1 rRNA gene is annotated in these 1,634 nt (G+C 52.8%); it reads left to right on the forward strand.

The window, feature by feature from the left end:
- Positions 1-1,614, forward strand: a 23S ribosomal RNA gene (locus tag AF70_RS29590); the annotation flags it as partial.
- Between the last annotated feature and the right edge of the window lie 20 nt (positions 1,615-1,634).

A 1,634-nucleotide genomic window follows, 5' to 3' on the forward strand; every position in this document is an offset into this window, starting at 1 on the left:
CCCACGCCGAAAGACCAAGGTTTCCTGCGCAACGTTAATCGACGCAGGGTTAGTCGGTCCCTAAGGCGAGGCTGAAAAGCGTAGTCGATGGAAAACAGGTTAATATTCCTGTACTTCTGGTTATTGCGATGGAGGGACGGAGAAGGCTAGGCCAGCTTGGCGTTGGTTGTCCAAGTTTAAGGTGGTAGGCTGGAATCTTAGGTAAATCCGGGATTCTAAGGCCGAGAGCTGATGACGAGTGTTCTTTTAGAACACGAAGTGGTTGATGCCATGCTTCCAAGAAAAGCTTCTAAGCTTCAGGTAACCAGGAACCGTACCCCAAACCGACACAGGTGGTTGGGTAGAGAATACCAAGGCGCTTGAGAGAACTCGGGTGAAGGAACTAGGCAAAATGGCACCGTAACTTCGGGAGAAGGTGCGCCGGTGAGGGTGAAGCATTTACTGCGTAAGCCCACGCCGGTCGAAGATACCAGGCCGCTGCGACTGTTTATTAAAAACACAGCACTCTGCAAACACGAAAGTGGACGTATAGGGTGTGACGCCTGCCCGGTGCCGGAAGGTTAATTGATGGGGTTAGCTAACGCGAAGCTCTTGATCGAAGCCCCGGTAAACGGCGGCCGTAACTATAACGGTCCTAAGGTAGCGAAATTCCTTGTCGGGTAAGTTCCGACCTGCACGAATGGCGTAACGATGGCGGCGCTGTCTCCACCCGAGACTCAGTGAAATTGAAATCGCTGTGAAGATGCAGTGTATCCGCGGCTAGACGGAAAGACCCCGTGAACCTTTACTATAGCTTTGCACTGGACTTTGAATTTGCTTGTGTAGGATAGGTGGGAGGCTTTGAAGCGTGGACGCCAGTTCGCGTGGAGCCATCCTTGAAATACCACCCTGGCAACTTTGAGGTTCTAACTCAGGTCCGTTATCCGGATCGAGGACAGTGTATGGTGGGTAGTTTGACTGGGGCGGTCTCCTCCTAAAGAGTAACGGAGGAGTACGAAGGTGCGCTCAGACCGGTCGGAAATCGGTCGTAGAGTATAAAGGCAAAAGCGCGCTTGACTGCGAGACAGACACGTCGAGCAGGTACGAAAGTAGGTCTTAGTGATCCGGTGGTTCTGTATGGAAGGGCCATCGCTCAACGGATAAAAGGTACTCCGGGGATAACAGGCTGATACCGCCCAAGAGTTCATATCGACGGCGGTGTTTGGCACCTCGATGTCGGCTCATCACATCCTGGGGCTGAAGCCGGTCCCAAGGGTATGGCTGTTCGCCATTTAAAGTGGTACGCGAGCTGGGTTTAGAACGTCGTGAGACAGTTCGGTCCCTATCTGCCGTGGACGTTTGAGATTTGAGAGGGGCTGCTCCTAGTACGAGAGGACCGGAGTGGACGAACCTCTGGTGTTCCGGTTGTCACGCCAGTGGCATTGCCGGGTAGCTATGTTCGGAATAGATAACCGCTGAAAGCATCTAAGCGGGAAACTAGCCTCAAGATGAGATCTCACTGGGACCTTGAGTCCCCTGAAGGGCCGTCGAAGACTACGACGTTGATAGGTTGGGTGTGTAAGCGCTGTGAGGCGTTGAGCTAACCAATACTAATTGCCCGTGAGGCTTGACCATATAACACCCAAGCAATTTGC

The organism is Pseudomonas sp. KD5, assembly GCF_012932895.1.
Lineage (GTDB): Bacteria > Pseudomonadota > Gammaproteobacteria > Pseudomonadales > Pseudomonadaceae > Aquipseudomonas.